At 73.5% G+C, this 16,550-nt stretch carries 14 protein-coding genes and 1 pseudogene; 6 read left to right on the top strand and 9 right to left on the bottom strand.

Annotated elements, in window-relative coordinates; all coding sequences use genetic code 11:
• Positions 1–20 precede the first annotated feature (20 nt).
• The 3 genes and pseudogenes from ACN261_RS30975 to ACN261_RS30965 all read left to right on the top strand — a co-directional run.
• On the top strand, positions 21–887 hold the full coding sequence (locus tag ACN261_RS30975; RefSeq protein WP_425853507.1) for a helix-turn-helix domain-containing protein: 867 nt from the start codon (positions 21–23) through the stop codon (positions 885–887).
• Between the two features lie 23 nt (positions 888–910).
• Positions 911–1,279 carry a VOC family protein gene (locus ACN261_RS30970; protein WP_421483366.1) on the top strand — a complete coding sequence of 123 codons (369 nt, stop codon included), beginning with the start codon at positions 911–913 and terminating at the stop codon, positions 1,277–1,279.
• A gap of 161 nt (positions 1,280–1,440) precedes the next feature.
• Positions 1,441–2,298: pseudogene (locus ACN261_RS30965) on the top strand (helix-turn-helix domain-containing protein); the annotation flags it as partial.
• Between the two features lie 108 nt (positions 2,299–2,406).
• On the opposite strand, the gene ACN261_RS30960 reads toward ACN261_RS30965, so the two are convergent.
• Together ACN261_RS30960 and ACN261_RS30955 are read right to left on the bottom strand one after the other, a co-directional pair.
• Positions 2,407–3,168, bottom strand: a complete 762-nt coding sequence (locus tag ACN261_RS30960; RefSeq protein ID WP_421483365.1) for an SDR family oxidoreductase — start codon at positions 3,166–3,168, stop codon at positions 2,407–2,409.
• Between the two features lie 423 nt (positions 3,169–3,591).
• Positions 3,592–3,885, bottom strand: a complete 294-nt coding sequence (locus ACN261_RS30955) for an antibiotic biosynthesis monooxygenase family protein (protein WP_421483364.1) — start codon at positions 3,883–3,885, stop codon at positions 3,592–3,594.
• Between the two features lie 444 nt (positions 3,886–4,329).
• Here ACN261_RS30955 and ACN261_RS30950 point away from each other — a divergent pair, with 444 nt between their 5' ends.
• Entirely contained in the window at positions 4,330–5,328 is a 999-nt protein-coding gene (locus ACN261_RS30950; RefSeq protein ID WP_421483363.1) for a TerC family protein, read from the top strand.
• Between the two features lie 52 nt (positions 5,329–5,380).
• On the opposite strand, the gene ACN261_RS30945 is transcribed toward ACN261_RS30950, so the two are convergent.
• Both ACN261_RS30945 and ACN261_RS30940 read right to left on the bottom strand, forming a co-directional pair.
• On the bottom strand, positions 5,381–6,289 hold the full coding sequence (locus tag ACN261_RS30945) for an NlpC/P60 family protein (protein ID WP_421483362.1): 909 nt from the start codon (positions 6,287–6,289) through the stop codon (positions 5,381–5,383).
• A gap of 61 nt (positions 6,290–6,350) precedes the next feature.
• Positions 6,351–7,448 carry a mandelate racemase/muconate lactonizing enzyme family protein gene (locus ACN261_RS30940; RefSeq protein WP_425853506.1) on the bottom strand — a complete coding sequence of 366 codons (1,098 nt, stop codon included), beginning with the start codon at positions 7,446–7,448 and terminating at the stop codon, positions 6,351–6,353.
• A 43-nt stretch (positions 7,449–7,491) separates the two neighbouring features.
• On the opposite strand from ACN261_RS30940, the gene ACN261_RS30935 reads away from it, so the two are divergent.
• Positions 7,492–8,289 carry a tyrosine-protein phosphatase gene (locus tag ACN261_RS30935; RefSeq protein ID WP_425853505.1) on the top strand — a complete coding sequence of 266 codons (798 nt, stop codon included), beginning with the start codon at positions 7,492–7,494 and terminating at the stop codon, positions 8,287–8,289.
• A 7-nt stretch (positions 8,290–8,296) separates the two neighbouring features.
• Here ACN261_RS30935 and ACN261_RS30930 read toward each other — a convergent pair whose 3' ends face one another.
• From ACN261_RS30930 to ACN261_RS30920, 3 genes are all read right to left on the bottom strand, one after another.
• Positions 8,297–9,148, bottom strand: a complete 852-nt coding sequence (locus tag ACN261_RS30930) for a serine hydrolase (protein WP_421483359.1) — start codon at positions 9,146–9,148, stop codon at positions 8,297–8,299.
• Positions 9,149–9,254: 106 nt separating this feature from the next.
• A complete protein-coding gene (locus ACN261_RS30925) occupies positions 9,255–9,962 on the bottom strand; it encodes a response regulator (RefSeq protein ID WP_425853504.1) in 708 nt (235 codons plus the stop codon).
• On the bottom strand, positions 9,955–11,187 hold the full coding sequence (locus ACN261_RS30920; protein ID WP_425853503.1) for a sensor histidine kinase: 1,233 nt from the start codon (positions 11,185–11,187) through the stop codon (positions 9,955–9,957). The genes ACN261_RS30925 and ACN261_RS30920 overlap by 8 nt, the downstream gene beginning before the upstream one ends.
• 132 nt (positions 11,188–11,319) lie before the next feature.
• On the opposite strand from ACN261_RS30920, the gene ACN261_RS30915 reads away from it, so the two are divergent.
• Positions 11,320–11,913: a hypothetical protein gene (locus ACN261_RS30915; RefSeq protein ID WP_421483356.1), complete on the top strand. Its 594-nt coding sequence runs from the start codon at positions 11,320–11,322 to the stop codon at positions 11,911–11,913.
• Between the two features lie 141 nt (positions 11,914–12,054).
• On the opposite strand, the gene typA is transcribed toward ACN261_RS30915, so the two are convergent.
• Both typA and ACN261_RS30905 read right to left on the bottom strand, forming a co-directional pair.
• Positions 12,055–13,923 carry a translational GTPase TypA gene (gene typA / locus ACN261_RS30910; protein WP_088645075.1) on the bottom strand — a complete coding sequence of 623 codons (1,869 nt, stop codon included), beginning with the start codon at positions 13,921–13,923 and terminating at the stop codon, positions 12,055–12,057.
• 398 nt (positions 13,924–14,321) lie between these two features.
• On the bottom strand, positions 14,322–16,454 hold the full coding sequence (locus ACN261_RS30905) for an MMPL family transporter (RefSeq protein WP_425853502.1): 2,133 nt from the start codon (positions 16,452–16,454) through the stop codon (positions 14,322–14,324).
• Between the last annotated feature and the right edge of the window lie 96 nt (positions 16,455–16,550).

The raw sequence follows: 16,550 nt of genomic DNA, 5'->3' as shown, positions 1-16,550 counted from the left end.
CGGCACGGCTGGGTCCCGTCGTGGGTCGGTACCTGGGCTACCGGGAGGGTGTTCCGGTCGGCGTGGCGTCCGGGCGGGGCGCGCCGCCGCCCCTGGTCCGGCACGAGGCGGCCGGCGCGTTCGTGGTCCTCATCCTCGGCTGGGGTGCTCCGCTCGACGTGCTCAACCCGCGCTCGGCGGCGCACAGCGCGTACCGGGTGGACTCGTTCGTGGCCGGGCCGTACGACGGTTACTGCACGACCTCGACGCTCGGGGCCGGTGCCGGGGTGCAGTTGATGCTCACCCCGCTGGCGGCCCGCCGGGTCCTCGGGGTGCCGTTGGGGGAGTTGGCCAACCGGGCGGTGGCGGTCGACGGGCTGCCCGACCCGTGGCTCGACCGGTTGCGGGGCCGGCTGGCCGGGGCACCGGACTGGCCCCACCGGTTCGCCCTGCTCGACGCGGCGCTCGACGCCCGGCTGGCGGACGCCGACCCGGTCGACCCGCACCTCGGCCGGGCCTGGGAGCTGCTCGCCGGCTCGGCCGGCCACATCGGCATCGGCGCGCTGGCCGGCGAACTCGGGTGGAGCCGCCGGCACCTGGCCGCGCGGTTCCGCCGGGAGCTGGGGCTGGGCCCGAAGACGACCGCCCGGCTGCTGCGTTTCCAGCGGGCGTACGCGACGCTGGGCCGGCAGGACGCGGTCTCCGCCCCGCCGGACCCCGCCGGGCCGGCGGACGACCGGACGGGGTCATCGGACGACCGGACGGGGCCGGCGGACGGCTGGGCCGAGCTGGCGGCGCGCTGGGGGTACTACGACCAGTCGCACCTGATCCGGGAGTTCCGGGAGTTCACCGGGACGACCCCGGCGGCACTGGGTCGGCCGGGTTCCCATTCGTCCAATCCGGGCTGAGCCCGGGCCGGCACACTCGACGCATGACGAACATCTACCCCACCTTCCGGTACCCCGACGCGCGGGCGGCGATCGACTGGCTCTGCGCCGCGTTCGGGTTCCGGGTCCACGCGGTGCACGACGGTCCGGACGGCACGGTGGCGCACGCCGAACTGGCGCTCGGCGACGGCATCGTCATGCTCGGCACCGGCCGGGGTCGACCGGACCGGCCGGCCGACGACGACTACGCCGTCTACGTGGCGGTCGACGACCTGGACGCCCACCACGACCGCGCGCGGGCGGCCGGGGCGGAGATCATCCGGGAGCCGTTCGACACCGACTACGGTTCCCGGGACTACGCGGCCCGGGACCTCGCCGGCAACGTCTGGTCGTTCGGCACCTACCGGCCCTGACCGGGGTGCCCCGAACGGCCGCCGTGGAGACGGGGGGCTGCCGTTCGGGGCCGCCCGGCGGCGGCGTCATCCGAGGGCGACTCAGATAAGCATTGCGGTGTGCAAGCAAACTGTTGCCCTGGGTGATGATCCTGCGTACCCTCCCTCGTGGGGAGGCCGGGATGCCATTGTCATCGAGTCCTGTCATTCGACGCGCGAGGCTCGGCGCCGAACTGCGCCAGTTGCGCAGGCGGGAGGCGCTGACCCTGGAACAGGTCTGTGCCCGGCTGGGCTGGGCCTCCACCTCCAAGCTGTCCCGCATCGAGCTGGGGCAGAGCCGGCCCGACCTCGCCGACGTGCTCGACCTGCTCGACATCTACGAGGTCCCGTCGCCGCAGCGGGAGGCGCTGATCGTCATCGCCCGCGACGCGGCGACCGGGCGGGGCTGGTGGAAGGCGCTCGGCGAGATGAGCGAGCGGCAGCGCACCTACGCCGAGCTGGAGGCGGGCGCGGCGACCATCGTGGAGTACCAGCCGGCGGTGCTGCCCGGCCTGCTCCAGGCGCCCGGCTACGCCCGGCTGCGGATCACGGCCGGCCGGCTGCTGCACCCGGACGTCGATGTCGAGGCCGACCTGCGGGCCCGGCTCACCCGGCAGGGGCTGCTGCGTCGCCCCGACCCGCCGCACTACACGGCCCTGCTCGACGAGCGGGTCTGCGACCCCGCCGGTCTGCCCGCCGACGTGTGGCACGAGCAGTTGGCGCACCTGCTGGCCCTGGCCGAGCTGCCGCACGTGACGATCCGGGTGGTGCCGGGGACGGCGGCCCCGCGCGGCGGGGCGTACCCGTTGACCGCCTTCTCGTGTTACTCGTTCCCCGACCCGGCCGACCCGCGCACGGTGATGCTGGAGGCGTTGACCACCGACGTGCGGCTGGCCTCCGAGGCCGACGTCGGGCGCTACGACCGGATGACCGGCTGGCTGTCCGCCGCCGCGCTCAGCGCGGTGGAGACGGCGGAGCTGCTGCGCCGCCGGGTCGCCGCCCTCGCCGCCGGCACGGCCGGTCCGGCGGCGGACGACGTGGCCGGCTGGGACGGTCGGGAGACCCCCGGTACGCCGTCCCCCGCCCCGGAGGGTGCCGGTCGGGCGGGTTCACCGGTAGCGGTTGAAGCCACCCTCGGAGTCGATGACCTGGCCGGTGATCCAGTCCGCCTCCCGTGAGCAGAGGAAACGCACCAGCCGGGCGGCCTCCTGCGGGGTGCCCCAGCGGCCGGACGGGAAGAGTGCCGCCACCGCGGCGTGTGCCTCGGGTGGGGCGTAGCCGGTGTCGGTCGGCCCGGGGTTGAGGCAGTTGACGGTGATCCCGCGGGGCATCAGCAGCGGGGCGAGCTGCGCGGCGAGATTTTCCACCCCGGCCTTGCTGGCCGCGTAGGCCAACTCGTCGGGCATCGGGCCGAGGCGCTGGCCGCTGGAGAAGAGCACCAGCCGGCCGCCCGACCCGGCGGTGAAGGCGGTGGCGAACGCGTCGGCCAGGAGCAGCGTCGCCCGGACGTTCACCAGCAGGTGCCTGTCGACCTCGGTGGCGTCCAACCCGCCCAGGCTGGTGCGGGTGGAGTAGGCGTGGGTCGCCACCACACCGTCGAGCCGGCCGTGCCGGCGTACCGCCTCGGCGACCAGCGCGGCCGGGGCGGCCGGGTCGAGCAGGTCGGCCGCGGTGTGATCGGCGACCCCGCCCAGCTCGGTCAGCAGCGCCGGTACGCCCTGCGGGTCGCCGCCGTAGGGCTGTGCCTCGTCGTAGCCGGGCAGCCCGGTCAGCAGCAGCCGGCACCCGTCGGCGGCGAGGGTGCGGGCGACCGCCGCGCCGATGCCGATCCGGCGGCTCACCCCGGTCACCAGGAACACCCGTGCGGTCATCCGGGCAGTCAACCGGACCGCCGTGGCGGACGCCATGGATTAACCCCGCACGACGGCCACCGCCGGTGCGCCGACGGGCTGCCGACGGTGCGTCGAGACCGCCCCGGTGGCGACGGTGGCGACGGTGGGCCGAGGCTGCGGCTGCGGGTGCGGGTGCGGGTGGCGACGGTGCGCCGGGGCCGCCGGTGGCGGCGGGGCCGGCCGGTCACCGGGATCGACCCGGCGGCCGGCGGCCACGACGGCTCACCGCGCGACCACCGGACCCGGCACCCCCGAACGTGTCGGGACCGGTCGCCGCGCATGCGCCGCACGGTAACCCGGGGGTACGACAGATTCTGATCGACCGGAGTGAATTTCTCAGGAAGTTGCCGGAGGCTGCCGGGAACCGCCGGCACGCCGGCCGGATCGCGACGCCGACCCGGCTCAGGCCGGCACGTCGACGAAGTGCTCGACCCGGGGTGGACCGGCGAAGTGCGGGCCGATCAGCGCCCGCCACTTGCCGAACGCCTCGGTGGCCCGGAAGTTCTCCTCGTGGGCCCGCACCGAGTCCCACTCGACCAGCAGCACGAACCGGGAGGGGGACTCGATGCCCCGGGTCATCCGGACTGAGCGGCATCCCTCGGCGGCGACGATGATGGCGTGCGCCTGCGCGTAGGCGGCGGCGAAATCGTCCTCGTGTCCGGGCAGTACGTCGATGAGCGCGACCTCAAGCACCATGCCGACAGCCTGCCACGCCGCGCCCCGCCCGTGGTGCGCCGGGGCGACTCCACCCCGCAACCCTGCAGAACACCATCAATCGCGCGAATATCGCTACGCCTAGCCTCCTAGGATGGGCAGGCGGTGTGGCCGGGAGCGGAGCGGACGACCAGGTCGGTCGAGGTCGGAACGTGATGCTGCCGGCAATGCGCGGCGCAGGAGATGCGCCCGCGGCCCTCGATGGTGAACAATGGCGGCCGAGGAGGGGAGTATTCCCCCGCGACGGAGTCGTCAGCACGGTCGAGCGTCACCCGACAGCTCGACCCGGCTCCGCCGGTCAGCGCCCCGCCCGCGGGTCGCTGGCGGAAGAGACCTCCGACAGTCACCAGTGTGTGCGTCGTCGCCCACCTCGCCGTCACGCGGCGTACGGTGTGCCCGACGCCGCGTGTCTGCCGGAGGAATGGATTGAACGTGTCCGGAATGGTGTGGGCGGGAACCCTCGTCGCACTGACGGCGGTGCTCCTCGCCGATCTCTTCATCATCGGCCGCCGGCCGCACGAGCCCAGCGTCCGTGAGTCGAGCCTCTGGGTCAGCTTCTACGTCGGCCTGGCGCTGCTGTTCGGGGCGGGGCTGTGGGTCACCGCCGGTGGCGACGTGGCCGGCCAGTTCTACACCGGGTGGCTCACCGAGTACAGCCTCTCGGTGGACAACCTCTTCGTCTTCGTGATCATCATGGCCCGGTTCCGGGTGCCCCGGAAATACCAGCAGAAGGTGCTGCTCATCGGCATCGTGCTGGCCCTGGTCATGCGGGGTGGTTTCATCGCCGCCGGTGCGGCGCTGATCTCCCAGTTCTCCTGGGTGTTCTACATCTTCGGCGCGTTCCTCATCTACACGGCCGTCAACCTGGCCCGGCAGGGCGAGCCGGAGGAGGACGAGTTCAAGGAGAACATCCTGATCCGGTGGAGCCGCAAGGCGCTGCCGCTGTCCCGGGACTACGACGGCGCGAAGCTCACCACGTACGAGGCGGGCCGGCGGCTGTTCACCCCGATGCTGGTGGTGATGATCGCGATCGGCACCACCGACCTGATCTTCGCGCTGGACTCGATCCCGGCGATCTTCGGGATCACCAAGGAGCCGTACCTGGTCTTCACCGCGAACGTCTTCGCGCTGATGGGCCTGCGACAGCTCTACTTCCTGGTCGGCGGGCTGCTCGACCGGTTGGTCTACCTCAGCTACGGCCTCGCGGTGGTGCTCGGCTTCATCGGCGTCAAGCTGGTGCTGGAGGCGCTGGCCGACAACAACCTGCCGTTCCTCAACGACGGTGAGCCGATCGGCTGGGCCCCGCACATCCCGATCTGGCTGTCGTTGTCGGTCATCATCGGCTGTCTCGCCGTGGCGACGGTGGCCAGCCTGGTCAAGTCGTCCCGGGACCGACGGCGCGAGCTGATCGAGGCGCGTCGCTGACCGTAGTGCCCCCGATGGGCGTCACCGCACTGCGGTGACGCCCATTTCCCGGTCAGACCCGGTGCGCGCCGACCAGGGTGGCGACCCGGTCCGGTGGCAGCGGCTCGGTCAGCACCCGCCGCTGCCGGTAGCAGGCGTGCAGCATCCGTGGCCCCCGGCCGGCGGTCACCAGGCCGACGTGGTGGATGCCCCGCCCGGGTCGGGCGAAGAAGTACAGGTCCCCGGGGCGTTCCTCACCGGCCGGCACGGGAGTGGTGGCCGCCGCCTGGTCGTCGGCGTCGCGGGGCAGCGTCACGCCGAGCCGTCGCCACACCAGGTGGACCAGGCCGGAACAGTCGATCCCGTGCCCGGAGAGCCCACCCCAGACGTACGCGACGTCGCGCAGCCGGGCGGCGACGGTGAGCACGTCGTCGGCCGTCGGCGGGGTGGCCGGTAGCTCGGTGACGTCGGCCTCGGGAACCCACAGCGGATCGGGCCGTCCGGGCACCCGGACCGGCCGCCACCCGTCGACGGCGGGACCGGCCGGGTGCAGCCGGGTGCCGAGGACGACCCCGGGCAGGGCCACCGGGCCGGCGGGGGTGACCCGCAGGTCGGTGCTGACGGCGTCGACGACGAGCGGGGCGGCCGGGCCACCGGTGGGGGTGGCCGGGGCGAGCTGGGCGGCGGGCAGCCAGCCGGGGTAGCCGCGCGCATCGAGCCGGGGTGCGGCCTGTTGCACCGCGACCACCCGGGCCCAGCCGTCGGGGTGCAGCGCGGTCACCAGCACCCGTTCGCCCAGCAGCAGCTGACTGAGCACACAGTCACCGACCCGTTGACTGGCGTCCATCCCGGTGATCCAGCCGCCGGTGTCCGAGGGCACCGCCAGGGCGGGCCGGTCGACCGGGCGGGTCGCGCCGGGGTCGGTCCAGAGGGTGGCGACGGCCACCCGGACGAGGGCCTCCCGGCCCGGCTCCAACTCCACGTCGACCTCCGGCTCACGTGTCGGTGCCCCATCCGGACCATAGGAAGAAAAGCTGCGATCATCAACCTCGGTGCTGAATCTTTGTTTCGGTCACGGCGGTGATGCCGAGCCCCGGCGCGTCCGGCAGCACCACGGTGGCGCCCTCGTACCGCAGCCCTCCGCGCACCGGCGACCAGGCCAGCCACCAGGCGGCGTCCAGGTCGGACACGGCGCTGGTCCGGTAGGCGGCGGCCAGGCTGGCCGCCGCGCCGACCCCGACCTGACTTTCCATCATGGACCCGACGAGGGTGCCCATGCCGTGTTCCCGGGCCAACTCCAGCAGGGTCCGGGCCGGGCGCAGACCACCGCACTTGGCGAGCTTGACGTTGACCAGGTCGGCCGCCCGCCGCCGGATCACCGCGACCAGGTCCCGCACCCCGAAGACCGCCTCGTCGGCGAGGATCGGCACGTCCACCCGGTCGGCGACCCAGGCCATGCCGTCCAGGTCCCACCGGGCCACCGGCTGTTCGACCAGCTCCACGTCGAGCCCGGCGTCCTCGACACCCCGGATCACCCGGACCGCCTCCCGGGGCGTCCACCCCTGGTTGGCGTCCAACCGCAGGCGCACCTGCGGGCCGACGGCCGCCCGGACGGCGCGGACCCGTTCCAGGTCGCCCGCCGGGTCGGTGCCGACCTTCAGCTTCAGCACGTCGAAGCCCTCGTCGCACCGCTGACGGGCGGCCACCGCCAGGTCCGCGCCGGCCCCGGCGGCCAGCGTGACGTCCGTCGGCACCCGCAGCGCCGTCCCGCCGAGCAACCGCACCAGGGGTACGCCGAGCCGCCGTGCCGCCAGGTCGTGCAGCGCCACGTCCAGCGCGGCCCGGGCCGCCTCGTTGCCGGCCACCGCCGCCGCGACCTCGGCGCAGCGGGCCAGCACGTCGTCGGCGTCCCGGCCGACCACCGCCGGGGCGAGCACGTCGGAGACGCAGGACTCCGTGCCGGCCACCGACGCCCCGGTGACCTGCCACACCTGCGGGGCCTCGCCGAAGCCGGACCGCCCGTCGGCGTCGGTCACCTCCACCACCAGGGTCTCCACGGTGGTGGTACGCCGCAGCGCGGTGACGAACGGGGTGTGCAGCGGCGCGGACAGCCGGTGGGTGCGTACCACGGCGATCGTCATGTGCGGCACCCTATACGCACGTCGTCACCGAAGGAGCGCGCCGATGACCGTGGGAAGCTGGACGCTGGCGGGTGCCCCGAACGCCCGTGACCTGGGCGGACTGCCCACCCGTGACGGCCGGCGGGTACGCCCCGGCCGGCTGATCCGCACCCCGGCGCTGGGCCGGTTGACCGAGGCCGACCTGACGGTGCTGGGCCGGCTCGCCCCGGCCTGCGTGGTGGACCTGCGCGACGACAGCGAGACGGCGCTCGCCCCGCCGAACCGGCTGGTCGGTGACCCCAACCTGGTGCGGCTGCCGGTGCTCGACCCGGCGCACCCCGGGTTCGGCTACCTGTCGGCGGTGCTGCTCGGTCACGACCTCACCGGCCACGACGAGGCGGCCCGGCGGGGTGCGGCGGCGGCGATGGCGGAGCTGTACCGGTGGTTCGTCAGCGGTGCGGTGGCCCGGGAGGGGTTCGCCCGCGCGGTGCGGCTGGCGGCCGACCCGGTCAACCTGCCGCTGCTGTTCCACTGTTCGGCGGGCAAGGACCGCACCGGGTGGCTGGCGGTGGTGCTGCTCACCGCCCTCGGCGTCGACGAGGAGACGGTCCGGGCCGACTACCTGCGGCACAACGCGTTGACGGTGGAGCTGCGTGGGGAGGCGGCGGCGGCGATGCTGCGGCGGCACCCGGAGCTGGACCCGGAGACGGCGCGGGCGGTGCTGGAGGTGCGCCCCGAGTACCTGGACGCCGGCTTCGACGAGGTGCGCCGCCGGCACGGGTCGTTCGACGCGTACCTGGCCGACGGGTTGGGGGTGACCCCGCAGCTCCGCGCCGCGCTGCGGACCCACCTGCTGGACTGACCGCTGGTCAGCCGGTGAGGTCGTGCCGGGCGGCCCAGGCCGTCGCCGAGACCTCCGCCAGCAGCCGGCAGGCGTCGAGGTCGTCGGGCGCGGTGGCGGGGTCGGTGGTGCTGCAGACGGCGATCACGTACGCCGGGGCGTCGTCGGGCAGGACCACACCGGCGCTGTGCCGTACGCCGCGTACCCAGCCGTTCTTGTGGGCGATCCGGGTGCCGTCGGGCAGCCCGGCGGCGAGATCGTCGCGGTGGCGCTGGTCCAGCAGCACGTCGACCATGGCGGTGCAGGCCGCCGGGGAGGCCAGCGGGCCGGGCCGACGTGCGCCGACGGCCAGCCCGCCGAGCAGGGCCGCCAGGTCGGCGGCGGTGACCAGGTTGGTGATGCCGGCCTCCCGGGCGGCGGCGTCCTCGATGCCCCGGCCGGTGACGCTGTGCCGGGCCCCGGCGAGCCGCCACGCCTCGGCGACGGCGGGCAGACCGACGCGTTCGATGATCAGGTTGGTGGCGAGGTTGCCGGACCGGGTGATCATCCGGTCGGCGAGCCAGCGCGGGGTGGCCCGCCCGCCGAGCCGCTGCCAGACGGCGTCGTCGTTGTCGTAGGGCCGGGCGCAGGTGAACCGGGGTGCGTCCGGCCGGGCCGAGGTGAAGTCGTTGACCACCGGCACCGGGGTGTCCAGGTCGAGGGTGCCGGCTTCGGCGGCCCGGTGCAGGGCCAGCAGCACCGCGACCTTCATGGTGCTGGCCGCGTAGTGGGTGGCGTCGGGGGTGCGGGTCCAGGTGGGTGGGGCGTCGAGCCGGCCCAGGTACGCCGAGACGGTGCCGGGCCGCCGGTCCAGCCGGGCGTCGAGGTCATCCCAGGTCATGCCCGTGACGCTAGCCGAATCCGGCCCACCGGGACGGCCCGGCGGCTCCCGGGAGGGTGCCGGGACGTGCCGGCGGTGTCGTCGCGCCGCCGTGACCCGCTGCCCCCTACTTTCCTGGTGTCACCAGACCGCACTCGTAGGCGCACACGACGAGTTGTGCCCGGTCGCGGGCCGACAGTTTGAACAGCAGCCGGCTCACGTGGGTCTTCACCGTGTTGAGGCTGACGGTGAGGTCGTCGGCGATCTCCGCGTTCGACTTTCCGGCCGCGACCTGGACGAGCACCTCACGTTCCCGCTCGGTCAGGTCGCTAAGCCCGTCCGGGCGGGTCACCGGGGTGCTCCGGACGGAGGTGTTGCGCACGAACTCGGCGACCAGCCGCGTGGTCACCCGTGGGGTCAGCAGCGCCTCGCCACCGGCGACGATGCGGATGGCGGCGAGCAGATCCTCCGGGGGTGTGTCCTTGAGGACGAACCCGCTCGCTCCGGCGCGCAACGCGGCGAAGACGTGTTCGTCCTCCCCGAACGTCGTGACGATCAGTACGCGGGCGTCGATGCGGTCGTCGTCGGCGATGTGGCGGGTGGCTTCCAGGCCGTCCATGACCGGCATGCGGATGTCCATGAGCAGGACGTCCGGCTTCAGCGCGCGGCACTGGCGGACCGCGGCGGCACCGTCGGCCGCCTCGCCGACCACCGTGAGCCCCGGTGAGGCCTCCAGGAGGACGCGGAACCCGGCGCGGACCAACGCCTCGTCGTCCACGACCAGCACCCGGACCGGTGCCGTCGAGCCGCCGGTGCCGGCGTCGAGGTCACCCACGGCTGTCCGCCCCGTCCCGGTCGACGTCTCCGGACCGGTCCACCGGCCCTGACGGGAAACGGACGAGCACCGCGAAACCACCGTCGCGACGCGGTCCCGCCGTGACCGTGCCGTCGTACAGGGCGACCCGGTCGCGCATCCCGGCCAGGCCGTGTCCGGAACCGTGGCCGGCCCCGGACGTGCCCGCGACCGGGGCGGAGTTGGACACCGCGATACTCAGCCCGTGCGGGTCCTGCCCGACCTCGACGGATGTCGCCACCCGGCCGGCGTGGCGTACCACGTTCGTCAGAGCCTCCTGCACGACGCGATAGGCCGACTCCTCGACCGGTGGCGATGCGGCGGCGTCCGTGGCCAACGTGAGGGTGATCGGATAGCCGTCGTCACGCAGGTTGCCGACGAGCGAACGGAGGTGGGCGAGCGTCGGCCGCTCGGCGGCCGGGCCGACGTCCAGTGCGCCGCCGGTGCGCCGTGGGTCGCCCGGAACGTCGCGCAACGAGTGCAGCACCGCGCGCAACTCGTCCAGCGCGCTGCGGCTGGCTGTCTCGATCGCCGACAGCGCGACCAGTGCCTCGTCCGGCCGCTGTTCGAGCACCATCCGCGCCACCCCCGACCGCACCGCGATCATGCTCAGCGTGTGCGACACGATGTCGTGGACGTCCGCCGACACCCGCACCCGTTCCTCCGCGCGGACCCGACGCTCAGCCTCCCGCGCCCGCTCCTGCTCCTCCGCGCGCAACCGTCGTTCCGCCTGCCGGCGGGCACCGAACGCGTACCCGAGCAACCACGCCGGGATCGCGAGCACCAGCTGGATCGCGTTCTGCCCGGTGCTCGGATGTATCTGCATGGCGGTCACCTCCGCCACGGTGACCAGCCCGACCGCGGCCACGCTCGCCCGCAGCGACCGGGCGGGCGGCAGCCGGTCGGCCACCGTCAGCACCGCGATGCCCAGCGCCGGGCCCGCGTTGCTGTGGAACACGGTGAACCCGACATCGGCCACCGCCGCCACGACGAGGACCAGCGACACCGTGACCAGCACCAGCACCGGGGCCGACCGGCGCACCACCAGCGGCACGGTCGCGGCGGCGCCCAACACGGCGATCGCCGCCGTCGGGGCGTGTCCGGAGCCACGGAGCAGCACGGGAAGGGTGAACAGCCCGAACGACCCGACCGCGAGGGCGACATCGAGCAGGTCGAACGGTGGGAGACCGGGGCGGCGCAGTCGCATGTGGATCACGTTAACCAGGGCTCACGGGTACGGGCGTCATGCTGCAGGATGACGGGGCGACCCCGGAGGGACGCTGCGGATCATGCTGGAGAGCGACGCGCGGATCGGGCGGTGTGGCCGAGCGTATGGGGCATGACAAACCACCGGCTGCACCTGTCCCGCCCCGCCGTCATCACCGCCACCGTTGCCACCGTCGCAGGACTGGCCAGCGGCGTGGTGACCTACCTCAACCGCTCGCCCCAGCTCGAACCGCAGATCCCGGGGACCGAGGCGTGGCTTCCCCACCTCGTCGTCCTCGCCGTGGTCACCGTCTGGTACGTGGTGGCAGCCCGCCGCAGCCCGCTCGGCTGGAAGGTGGTCTTCACGCCGCTCGGACGTCCGATCGCCGCCCGGATCGGGGCGACGTTCCGCTCCGGCCTCGGCGTGGTCGGTGTGCTGCGGGGCCTGGCCGTCGCCTTCCTCGTGCTGCTGGAGGTGTACATGGCCTGGCGCATCGGCAAGCAGGTCTTCGCCGGACTGGACCCGAACTTTCCCCGCAACGCGTGGGGCGGCCCGTCGTACCTCGGTGCCATGTTCTGCCACTATCTGGACGGGGCTCTGCTGTACCCGATCTGCCATGTCCTGCTGCGGAAGGTCACCGTCCCCGCGAGGCCGGCAGCCGCCGCACCCGACCGGATGACCGGACAGGGCCCGCGAATCCGTGAGCGCGCTCTTCTCGGCGGTTGAGCACGGCCGCCGGACCGGCGCAGCGACACCCGACCGCCATGACGAACGCCCCGGCGTGATCTCTGTGATCATGCCGGGGCGGGCGTCTGTTCCGGAAACCGCCGACCGGGTCCGGGTGACGGACCGGGGGCTGCGGGTGGGTCAGCCGGCGTGCTTGCGGCGGGCGGCCATCCGGCCGCGCTGGGTCTGGTCCAGCACCACCTTGCGGATGCGTACGGCGACCGGGGTCACCTCGACGCACTCGTCCTCGCGGCAGAACTCCAGCGCCTGCTCCAGGGAGAGCTTGCGCGGGGGGATCAGCTTCTCGGTCTCGTCGGAGGTCGAGGCCCGCATGTTGGTGAGCTTCTTCTCCTTGGTGATGTTGACGTCCATGTCGTCGGAGCGGGAGTTCTCCCCGACGATCATGCCCTCGTACACCTCGGTGGTGGGCTCGACGAAGAGCTGGCCGCGCTCCTGGAGGTTGATCATCGCGAACGGGGTGACCACGCCGGAGCGGTCGGCCACCAGCGACCCGTTGTTGCGGGTCCGCAGCTCACCGAACCACGGCTCGTAGGACTCGAAGACGTGGTGCAGGATGCCGGTGCCCCGGGTGTCGGTGAGGAACTCGGTACGGAAGCCGATCAGGCCCCGCGCCGGCACCAGCCACTCCATCCGGATCCAGCCGGTGCCGTGGTTGACCAGCTGCTCCATCCGGCCCTTGCGGGTGGCCAGGAGCTGGGTGATCGCGCCCAGGTACTCCTCCGGGGCGTCGATGGTCAGCCGCTCGACGGGCTCGCAGGTCTTGCCGTCGATCTCCTTGGTGACCACCTGCGGCTTGCCGACGGTCAGCTCGTAGGACTCGCGGCGCATCTGCTCGACCAGGATGGCCAGGGCCAGCTCACCACGGCCCTGCACCTCCCAGGCGTCCGGCCGCTCGGTGGGCAGGACCCGCAGCGACACGTTGCCGATCAGCTCCTTGTCGAGCCGGTCCTTGACCATCCGGGCGGTGACCTTGGCACCCTTGACCCGGCCGACCAGCGGCGAGGTGTTGGTGCCGATGGTCATCGAGATGGCCGGCTCGTCCACGGTGATCAGCGGCAGCGGGATCGGGTTCTCGGCGTCGGCGAGGGTCTCGCCGATCATGATCTCGGGGATGCCGGCGACGGCGATGATGTCGCCCGGCCCGGCCGAGTCGGCCGGCTTGCGCTCCAGGCCCTCGGTCATCAGCAGCTCGGAGATGCGGACCCGCTGGGTGCTGCCGTCGGTGCGGCACCAGGCCACCGTCTGGCCCTTGGCGATGGTCCCCTGGCGCACCCGGCACAGCGCCAACCGGCCCAGGAACGGCGAGGCGTCCAGGTTGGTGACGTGCGCCTGCAACGGCGCGCCCTCGTCGTAGGAGGGCGGCGGGATGGTGTCGAGCAGGGTCCGGAACAGCGGCTCCAGGCTGGTGCTGTCGTCGGGCACCGAGCCGTCGGCGGGCTGGGTCAGCGAGGCGATGCCGTCGCGGGCGCAGGCGTAGACGATCGGGAAGTCGATCTGCTCCTCGTCGGCGTCCAGGTCGAGGAAGAGTTCGTAGGTGTCGTCCACGACCTCCTTGATCCGGGCGTCGGGCCGGTCCACCTTGTTGATCACCAGGATGATCGGCATCCGCGCCTTGAGCGCCTTGCGGAGCACGAACCGGGTCTGCGGCAGCGGGCCCTCGCTGGCGTCGACCAGCAGCACCACCCCGTCGACCATGGTCAGGCCCCGCTCGACCTCGCCGCCGAAGTCGGCGTGGCCGGGGGTGTCGATGATGTTGATGGTGACCGGGTCGGAGCCGTCGGCCGGGAGGTAGCGCACGCCGGTGTTCTTGGCCAGGATGGTGATGCCCTTTTCCCGTTCGAGATCCATCGAGTCCATGACGCGCTCGGTGTTCTCACCACGGGCCCCGTAGGCGCCGGCCTGCCGCAACATGGCGTCGACCAGGGTCGTCTTGCCGTGGTCGACGTGGGCGATGATGGCGACATTGCGGAGGTCGGTGCGAAGCTGCATACCCTCCATACTCCTGTCTGCGGTTGCCGGGGCAGGTGTCGGGGTCGTCCCGTCACCGCCCGGATCTGTGCCGGAACTGCTGTTCCGGCCGTGCCAGCGGCGGGTCTGCCGAGCCCACCGGCGGGCCGACCGGCCCACCGGCCGGCCGGGCACCTGGTCGTCGCGACGGTCACCGCGGACGAGGCCGCAGTGATCTTCGGTCTGTCGGTGCCGGGGGAGTCGACCCTGCTGGTCGGTCTCCTAGCGTACGCGGGCCCGTCCGGGCCCGTCCGGGCACTGCTCCCGGTGACCGGAGCGGCCGTGACGGGCGACACATCCACCCGGGTACGCCGCCCGGCCGGGAACCCCCACCGGTGCAGGTGGGGACCCCCGGCCGGGCGGCGGGTCGGGTGGGCGGGTCAGTCCCGGGCGGCGACAGCCGGCGCGGGCGTGGGCCCCACGGCGTCGTCGTCGGCCTCCCGGGCGATCCGGCCGGGCCACCAGAACCGGTCGCCGAGCAGGAACGCCAGCGCCGGCACCAGCACGGTGCGCACCAGCAGCGTGTCGAGCAGCACGCCGAGGCACACGATGATGCCGATCTGGGTGAGCAGGATCAGCGGCAGCACGCCGAGGACGGCGAAGACCGCGGCGAGCAGGATGCCGGCGCTGGTGATCACCCCGCCGGTGACGCGCAGGGCGGAGAGCATGCCGTCGCGGGTGCCGGCCCGGCGGGCGTCCTCGCGGGCCCGGGTGACCAGAAAGATGTTGTAGTCCACGCCGAGCGCGACGAGGAACACGAAGGCCAGCAGGAGCACCCCGCTGTCGAGCGCGGGGAAGCCCAGCACGTGGTCGAAGAGCAGCCACGCCGCGCCGAGGCTGGCGAAGAAGGACGCGATCACGGTGAGCACCAGCAGCAGCGGGGCGAGCAGGCCGCGCAGCAGCGCCACCAGCACGGCGAAGACGAGCACCAGGATGATCGGCAGGATCAGCCACAGGTCCCGGGTGTTGGCCTCGTCGGAGTCGTAGGTGGCCGCGACGGTGCCGCCGACCAGCGCCCCCTCGGCCGGTCCGGCACCCGCGACGGTCGGCGGCGCGGAACCGGGCACGGCGGCCACCGCGGCACGCAGCGCCTCGACGGCGCGGTCGGAGGCCGGGCTGCCCGGTTCGTCGGTGAGCACCACGTCGACCTGGGCGACGGCGGTGCCGGCCACGCCGGGCCGGGCGGAGGCGACCCCGGGCACGGCGGCGGCGGTGCGGGTGACCTCGGCGGCGGCGGCCGGGTTGGTGAGCACCGCCACCGGCTGGGTGGTGCCGGCGGGGAAGGCGCGGGCCAGCGTCTCGGCTCCGGCGACCGCCTCGGGCTTGACCCGGAACTGTTCGGTCTCGGACAGCCCGGTGCGCAGGGTGAGCCCGCCGAGGGCGAGGCCGGCGAGCAGCAGGGTGGACAGCGCGGCGACCGGCAGCGGGCGGCGGACCACGGCGGCACCGAGCCGGCCCCACAGCCTGCCCTCCCGGGCCGGGCCGCCGACCTTCGGCACGAACGGCCAGAACAGTCCCCGGCCGAAGATGACCAGGACGGCGGGCAGCACGAACAGCGCGGAGAGCATGGCGAACACGACGCCGGTGGCGCAGGCCACGGCGAGCGCCCGGTTGGTCTCCTGCTCGGACAGCAGCAGGGTGAGCACGCCGAGCACGACGGTGCCGCCGCTGGCGAGGATGGGTTCGGCGGTCCGGCGTACGGCGGCGCGCATGGCGGCGAACCGGTCCTCGTCGCGGCGCAGTTCCTCCCGGTAGCGGGCGATGAGCAGCAGGGCGTAGTCGGTGGCGGCGCCGAAGACCAGCACGCTGGCGATGCCGGTGACCGCGCCCTCCTGGAGGTTGATGCCGACGGCGGGGACGATGGTGTCGACGGCCCGCAGGGTGAGCTGTTCGGTGGCGGCGACGACGATCAGCGGCACGATCCACAGGAACGGGCTGCGGTAGGTCACCAGCAGCAGCAGGGCGACCACGCCGGCGGTGACGGCGAGCAGGGTGAGGTCGGCACCCTCGAAGACCTTGGTCAGGTCGGCGGTGAACGCGGGTGCGCCGGTGACCGCGGCGGTGAGCCCGTCGGGCAGGCCGCCGACGGCGTCGCGGACCTTCGCCACCTCGTCGGCGACGGCCTGCTGGCCGCCGGCGGTGTCCAGCGGGACGGCGAGCAGGGCGACGGTGCCGTCGGGGGAGACCTGCGGCGGGCTGACCTGTCCGCCGACGGCGAGCCGGCCCAACGCGCCGGAACGGTCGGTGACGGCGGCCCGGTCGGTGTCGGTCAGCGGGCTGCCGTCGTTCCGGCTGACCACGACGATCGCGGGTTGGACGTCGTTGTCGGGTAGCTGGTCCTGGAGGCGTTCCACCTGGGTCGACTGCCACTGCACGGACAGGCCGGTGGCCGAGACGGGGGCGGGGTTGTCGGGCTTGGGGAGCCCGAAGACGACCGCGCCGACGACGATCGCGGCGGCCACGGTGAGCCAGGCGGCGAGCCGGCTGCGGGCGACGCGGGTGAACAGAGACATCGGAGGCCCTCGTGGTCTGTCGGTGGGAACGCGGACGGCAAGATAGCCCGCCCTTCGAGTATCTTGATAGCCGAGATTATCGGCCGTTGTTCTATG

Origin of the sequence: Micromonospora sp. WMMD723, from assembly GCF_049863385.1 — a bacterium.
In the GTDB taxonomy this organism is placed as follows: Bacteria; Actinomycetota; Actinomycetes; order Mycobacteriales; family Micromonosporaceae; genus Micromonospora; species Micromonospora wenchangensis.
Note: the sequence above shows the minus strand (reverse complement) of the source record. Positions and strands in the feature narration are given on the sequence as shown.

Bases quoted from the DNA above. Each gene is read 5' to 3' on its own strand.
- ACN261_RS30970 (WP_421483366.1), top strand. From the start codon at position 911: ATGACGAACATCTACCCCACCTTCCGGTACCCCGACGCGCGGGCGGCG.
- ACN261_RS30960 (WP_421483365.1), bottom strand. From the start codon at position 3,168: ATGACCGCACGGGTGTTCCTGGTGACCGGGGTGAGCCGCCGGATCGGC.
- ACN261_RS30955 (WP_421483364.1), bottom strand. From the start codon at position 3,885: ATGGTGCTTGAGGTCGCGCTCATCGACGTACTGCCCGGACACGAGGAC.
- ACN261_RS30940 (WP_425853506.1), bottom strand. From the start codon at position 7,448: ATGACGATCGCCGTGGTACGCACCCACCGGCTGTCCGCGCCGCTGCAC.
- ACN261_RS30935 (WP_425853505.1), top strand. From the start codon at position 7,492: ATGACCGTGGGAAGCTGGACGCTGGCGGGTGCCCCGAACGCCCGTGAC.
- ACN261_RS30930 (WP_421483359.1), bottom strand. From the start codon at position 9,148: ATGACCTGGGATGACCTCGACGCCCGGCTGGACCGGCGGCCCGGCACC.
- ACN261_RS30920 (WP_425853503.1), bottom strand. From the start codon at position 11,187: ATGCGACTGCGCCGCCCCGGTCTCCCACCGTTCGACCTGCTCGATGTC.
- ACN261_RS30915 (WP_421483356.1), top strand. From the start codon at position 11,320: ATGACAAACCACCGGCTGCACCTGTCCCGCCCCGCCGTCATCACCGCC.
- typA (WP_088645075.1), bottom strand. From the start codon at position 13,923: ATGCAGCTTCGCACCGACCTCCGCAATGTCGCCATCATCGCCCACGTC.
- ACN261_RS30905 (WP_425853502.1), bottom strand. From the start codon at position 16,454: ATGTCTCTGTTCACCCGCGTCGCCCGCAGCCGGCTCGCCGCCTGGCTC.